This is a genomic window from Streptomyces sp. NPDC059832 (assembly GCF_042731715.1).
Taxonomy (GTDB): Bacteria; Actinomycetota; Actinomycetes; order Streptomycetales; family Streptomycetaceae; genus Streptomyces.
Window position 1 is genome coordinate 205,066 of sequence record NZ_JBHWIY010000005.1, and the last position, 6,000, is coordinate 211,065.

Consider the following 6,000-nt stretch of genomic DNA (forward strand, 5'->3'; position numbering starts at 1 on the left):
TAGGGTCAGGAAGCGTCCAGCTCCCCTTGGAGGAGGTGAGGACCGTGGCAGCCCACGACGACGACATCAACCGCGGCATCCGGCCCGGGCGGGGGTCCGAAGACCCAGCCGGCCAGGTCGCCTATCTCGAGCAGGAAATCGCCGTCCTGCGACGTAAGCTCGCCGACTCTCCGCGCCATACGAGGATTCTCGAAGAGCGGATCGTCGAGTTGCAGACCAACCTGGCAGGCGTGTCCGCACAGAACGAACGGCTCGCCAACACATTGCGCGAGGCCCGCGACCAGATCGTGGCTCTCAAGGAAGAAGTCGACCGGCTCGCACAGCCGCCGGCCGGTTTCGGTGTGTTTCTGCAGGGCAATGAGGACGGCACCTGCGACATCTTCACCGGGGGCCGGAAGCTCCGGGTGAATGTCAGCCCCAGTGTCGAGCTCGACGACCTCCGGCGCGGCCAGGAAGTCATGCTCAACGAAGCGCTCAACGTGGTCGACGCCATGGAATTCGAGCGGGCCGGGGACATCGTCACCCTCAAGGAAATCCTCGAGGACGGCGAACGGGCCCTGGTCATCGGGCACACCGACGAGGAACGGGTGGTGAGGCTCGCCGAGCCGCTGCTGGACATCACCATCCGCCCCGGCGACGCCCTCCTGCTCGAACCCAGGTCCGGCTACGTCTACGAAGTGGTCCCCAAGAGCGAGGTCGAAGAGCTCGTCCTCGAAGAGGTACCGGACATCGACTACGACAAGATCGGCGGCCTGGGCGACCAGATCGAACTGATCCGGGACGCGGTCGAGCTCCCCTACCTCCACCCCGACCTCTTCAAGGAACACGAACTGCGTCCGCCGAAGGGCATCCTGCTCTACGGTCCGCCCGGCTGCGGCAAGACACTCATCGCCAAGGCCGTCGCCAACTCCCTTGCCAAGAAGGTCGCCGAGGTCACCGGCCAGCCGGCGGGCAAGAGCTACTTCCTCAACATCAAGGGTCCGGAGCTTCTCAACAAGTACGTCGGCGAGACCGAGCGGCACATCCGCCTGGTCTTCCAGCGTGCCCGTGAGAAGGCGAGCGAGGGCACCCCCGTCATCGTCTTCTTCGACGAGATGGAGTCCCTCTTCCGCACCCGGGGATCCGGCGTCAGCTCGGACGTGGAGAACACCATCGTCCCCCAGCTGCTCGCCGAGATCGACGGTGTCGAGGGCCTGGAGAACGTCATCGTCATCGGCGCCTCCAACCGCGAGGACATGATCGACCCCGCGATCCTGCGACCCGGCCGCCTCGATGTGAAGATCAAGATCGAGCGCCCGGACGCGGAGGCCGCGAAGGACATCTTCGCGAAGTACCTGACGCCTTCGCTGCCCCTGCACGCGGACGACCTCGCGGAGCACACCGGCTCCAAGGAAGCCGCCGCGCACGCCATGATCCAGTCCGTCGTCGAGCGGATGTACACCGAGTCCGAGGAGAACCGCTTCCTCGAGGTCACGTACGCCAACGGCGACAAGGAAGTCCTGTACTTCAAGGACTTCAACTCCGGCGCGATGATCCAGAACATCGTCGACCGGGCCAAGAAGATGGCCATCAAGGCCTTCCTCGACCAGGGCCAGAAGGGCCTTCGCGTCTCCCATCTCCTCCAGGCGTGCGTGGACGAGTTCAAGGAGAACGAGGACCTGCCGAACACCACCAACCCGGACGACTGGGCCAGGATCTCCGGCAAGAAGGGCGAGCGGATCGTCTTCATCCGCACGCTCGTCACCGGAAAGCAGGGCGCGGACACCGGTCGCTCCATCGACACGGTGGCGAACACCGGGCAGTACCTGTAGAACGCGGGCAGGCTGCGGATGCCCGGCCGGGCATCCGCAGCCGGTTGCTTTCGGTACGGCTCGCGCGACACCGCAGCAATGACGCAATTGATCTCCCCACCAGCACAGAGGCGCTCTAGGCTCTTGCGTACCGCCCGGTCGCGCAGTGCGTGGACGGGCAGTGCACGCGCACCGACAAGCAGCGGTACTGGAGCGCCGCCCCTCAAGGGAGCGCCGCCGGGCAAGGAGGGCCGCATGACCGTACGGCGAGTAATGGGCATCGAGACGGAGTACGGGATCTCCGTCCCCGGCCACCCCAACGCCAATGCCATGCTCACCTCGTCCCAGATCGTCAACGCCTACGCAGCGGCGATGCACCGGGCGCGCCGCGCCCGATGGGACTTCGAGGAGGAGAACCCGCTGCGGGACGCGCGAGGCTTCGACCTCGCCCGCGAGACCGCGGACTCCAGCCAGCTCACCGACGAGGACATCGGCCTCGCCAATGTCATCCTCACCAATGGGGCCCGCCTCTACGTCGACCACGCGCACCCGGAGTACAGCTCCCCGGAAGTCACCAATCCGCGGGACGCGGTCCTCTGGGACAAGGCCGGCGAACGCATCATGGCCGAGGCCGCCGAGCGCGCGGCCCAGCTTCCCGGCGCCCAGCCGATCCACCTCTACAAGAACAACACCGACAACAAGGGCGCCTCGTACGGCACGCACGAGAACTACCTGATGAAGCGGGAAACCCCCTTCTCCGACATCGTGCGCCATCTGACCCCGTTCTTCGTCTCCCGCCAGGTGGTCACCGGCGCCGGACGCGTGGGAATCGGCCAGGACGGCCACGAGCACGGCTTCCAGATCAGCCAGCGCGCCGACTACTTCGAGGTCGAGGTCGGGCTGGAGACCACGCTCAAGCGCCCCATCATCAACACCCGGGACGAACCCCACTCCGACGCCGAGAAGTACCGCCGGCTCCATGTGATCATCGGGGACGCGAATCTCTCGGAGATCTCCACCTATCTCAAGCTCGGCACCACCGCCCTGGTCCTCTCCATGATCGAGGACGGCTTCATCAACGTCGATCTCGCGGTCGACCAGCCGGTGCGCACCCTGCACCACGTCTCCCACGACCCGACGCTGAAGCACCTCATCACGCTGCGCAGCGGCCGCACCCTCACCGCGGTGCAGCTGCAGATGGAGTACTTCGAGCTGGGGCGCAAGTACGTCGAGGAGCGGTACGGGGCCGACGCCGACGAGCAGACCAAGGACGTCCTGATCCGCTGGGAGGACACCCTCAACCGGCTGGAGAACGATCCGATGAGCCTGTCCGGGGAGCTCGACTGGATCGCCAAGCGGGAGCTCATGGAGGGCTACCGCCGCCGCGACAGCCTGGACTGGGACGCGGCACGCCTGCATCTGGTGGATCTCCAGTACGCCGACGTGCGGGCCGAGAAGGGCCTGTACAACCGTCTGGCGGCCCGCGGGAAGATGAAGCGGCTGCTGGACGAGAACGAGGTCGAGCAGGCCCGTACGAAGCCTCCGGAGGACACCAGGGCCTATTTCCGCGGCCGCTGCCTGGAGCAGTACGCCGACGACGTGGCGGCGGCCTCCTGGGACTCGGTCATCTTCGATCTGCCGGGTCATGACTCGCTGCAACGGGTACCGACCCTGGAACCGCTGCGCGGCACCCGTAATCACGTCAAGGAGCTCCTGGACCGCTGCCGTACGGCGGAGGAGCTGGTCCAGGTCCTGTCGGGCGGCTGAAAGGGCCGGGATCGGGGAATCATCGGGATGTCCCCCGGACGTTGAGGGAAGTACCGGGCCGATGTCGGAGCCCGTGGGTAGGGTCTGATCAAGTGCTTCGAACCGAGCGGGGTGAGCTAGATGGCGACCAAGGACACCGGCGGCGGACAGCAGAAGGCGACGCGTTCCACGGAGGAGGTCGAGGAGCAGGCGCAGGACGCGCAGGCCTCCGAGGACCTCAAGGACCGCCAGGAGAAGCTGAGCGACGACGTCGACTCGGTTCTGGACGAGATCGATGACGTGCTCGAGGAGAACGCGGAGGACTTCGTGCGCTCCTTCGTTCAAAAGGGTGGACAGTAATTCACGGATGTGAACGCGGGGGAGTGGAGAGCGGTGCGCGCGGTACGGGCCGGGTCGGCCCGTACCGCGCGGGCGCAAGCGGCACCGCGAGCCGTGCGGCTGCCCCTGCGGTTCATGTGGATCACCGCCACGGGACGGGTAGGGTCCGTGGCGTAACCGCAGCAACTGCAATTCGGCCATCGGCAAGTTGGGAGACGATCCTGACGCCATGCTCAGGGCCGTCGTTTACCTGGAGGGAAACGCGTGGAAGCCAACACTCGTAGCACCGGGCGTCTACCAGCTGCCTTCCTGACGCCGGGATCCTCTTCGTTCATGGATTTCCTGTCCGACCAGTCACCCGGGATGCTCCCGGGCAACCGGAGCCTGCCGCCCCTGCAGGGGGCCATCGAGGCGCCGCACGGGACGACCATCGTCGCGGCGACGTTCCCCGGCGGTGTGGTCCTGGCCGGTGACCGGCGCGCGACCATGGGCAATGTGATCGCTCAGCGCGACATCGAGAAGGTCTTCCCGGCCGACGAGTACTCGGCGGTGGGCATCGCCGGCACGGCCGGACTGGCCGTGGAGATGGTCAAGCTCTTCCAGCTGGAGCTGGAGCACTTCGAGAAGGTCGAGGGCGCCCAGCTCTCCCTGGAGGGCAAGGCCAACCGGCTCTCCACGATGATCCGCAGCAATCTGGCCATGGCCATGCAGGGCCTCGCCGTCGTGCCGCTCTTCGCCGGCTTCGACGTCGACCGCGAGAAGGGCCGCATCTTCTCGTACGACGTCACCGGCGGCCGTTCCGAGGAGCACGGCTACGCGGCCACCGGCTCCGGGTCGGTCTTCGCCCGCAGTTCGATGAAGAAGCTCTACCGCCAGGACCTGACGGAGCAGGAGGCCCTCACCCTGGTCGTCCAGGCGCTGTACGACGCCGCGGACGACGATTCGGCGACCGGCGGTCCGGATGTGGCCCGGCGGATCTATCCGATCGTCACCGTCATCACCGACGAGGGCTTCCGGAAGCTGGACGAGGCGGAATCCTCCGAGATCGCCCGCTCCATCCTGGAACACCGGCTGGAGCAGCCCGACGGCCCGCGCGCCGCGCTGCTCTGACCTCCGTTCCGCTGCTTCTTCGATGCTCTTGTCACTGACAGAAAGGGACGGATAACCGGTGTCGACGCCGTTCTATGTCTCACCTCAGCAGGCCATGGCCGACCGGGCGGAATACGCCCGGAAGGGCATTGCCCGTGGTCGCAGCCTGGTTGTGCTGCAGTATGCCGACGGCATTGTGTTCGTCGGCGAGAACCCGTCCCGTGCGCTGCACAAGTTCAGCGAGATCTACGACCGGATCGGTTTCGCCGCCGCCGGCAAGTACAACGAATACGAGAATCTCCGCATCGGCGGCGTGCGCTATGCCGATCTGCGCGGATACACCTACGACCGCGACGATGTGACGGCCCGTGGGCTGGCCAACGTCTACGCGCAGACGCTGGGCACCATCTTCTCCAGTGCGGCCGAGAAGCCGTACGAGGTGGAGCTGGTGGTCGCGGAGGTGGGCGCCGAGCCCGAGGGCGACCAGATCTACCGGCTGCCGCACGACGGCTCGATCGTCGACGAGCACGGCTCGGTCGCGGTCGGCGGCAACGCCGAGCAGATCAGCACCTTCCTGGACCAGCGGCACCGCGACGGGATGACGCTCGCCGAGGCGCTGAAGCTGGCGGTGCAGGCGCTGTCGCGCGATCCCAACGGCAGCGAGCGGGAGATCCCCGCGGAGCGGCTGGAGGTCGCGGTCCTGGACCGTACGCGGCCGCAGCAGCGGAAGTTCAAGCGGATCGTCGGCAGGCAGCTGGCGCGGCTGCTGGAGGCGGACGGCGGCTCCGCGCCGACGGATGCCCCCTCCGACACCGAAGAGGGCGAGGGCGGCGAGTCCGCCGCCACGACGGACGCTCCCGAGTCCACCGACTCCGGCGGGGACGTGGAGTAGCCCTTCGCGGGGCGGTCCACCGCATGACCGTGCCCCGGTCCGCCGTTCCCCCCCGGGCGGGGGACAATCCCCCCGGCGGGGGGGCCCAAGAAACCCCGGACCCCCAACCCCCCAGGAGGACCCCCGGCCCTTTTCTTTTCCCCC

Annotated in this window: 5 protein-coding genes and 1 pseudogene; all 6 read left to right on the forward strand. The window is 67.2% G+C overall.

Annotated features, from left to right (window positions below; all coding sequences use genetic code 11):
- Positions 1–44: 44 nt before the first annotated feature.
- The 6 genes and pseudogenes from arc to prcA all read left to right on the forward strand — a co-directional run bounded on the left by arc (position 45) and on the right by prcA (position 5,856).
- Complete coding sequence (gene arc, locus ACFV8T_RS11090) at positions 45–1,811, forward strand: proteasome ATPase (RefSeq protein ID WP_114243629.1); 1,767 nt, start codon at positions 45–47, stop codon at positions 1,809–1,811.
- A 234-nt stretch (positions 1,812–2,045) separates the two neighbouring features.
- Positions 2,046–3,557: a depupylase/deamidase Dop gene (dop, locus tag ACFV8T_RS11095; RefSeq protein ID WP_351252492.1), complete on the forward strand. Its 1,512-nt coding sequence runs from the start codon at positions 2,046–2,048 to the stop codon at positions 3,555–3,557.
- A 120-nt stretch (positions 3,558–3,677) separates the two neighbouring features.
- Positions 3,678–3,896: a ubiquitin-like protein Pup gene (locus ACFV8T_RS11100; RefSeq protein WP_266421631.1), complete on the forward strand. Its 219-nt coding sequence runs from the start codon at positions 3,678–3,680 to the stop codon at positions 3,894–3,896.
- 101 nt (positions 3,897–3,997) lie between these two features.
- Positions 3,998–4,188: pseudogene (locus tag ACFV8T_RS11105) on the forward strand (endonuclease domain-containing protein); the annotation flags it as partial.
- Complete coding sequence (gene prcB, locus ACFV8T_RS11110) at positions 4,140–4,985, forward strand: proteasome subunit beta (protein ID WP_266421634.1); 846 nt, start codon at positions 4,140–4,142, stop codon at positions 4,983–4,985. The pseudogene ACFV8T_RS11105 and the gene prcB, both read left to right, overlap by 49 nt.
- A gap of 58 nt (positions 4,986–5,043) precedes the next feature.
- On the forward strand, positions 5,044–5,856 hold the full coding sequence (gene prcA / locus ACFV8T_RS11115) for a proteasome subunit alpha (protein WP_385326496.1): 813 nt from the start codon (positions 5,044–5,046) through the stop codon (positions 5,854–5,856).
- The last annotated feature ends 144 nt before the right edge of the window (positions 5,857–6,000 follow it).

What these genes read in the sequence shown, in the direction of transcription:
- dop (WP_351252492.1), top strand. Translation starts at nt 2,046, where the DNA reads ATGACCGTACGGCGAGTAATGGGCATCGAGACGGAGTACGGGATCTCC.
- ACFV8T_RS11100 (WP_266421631.1), top strand. Translation starts at nt 3,678, where the DNA reads ATGGCGACCAAGGACACCGGCGGCGGACAGCAGAAGGCGACGCGTTCC.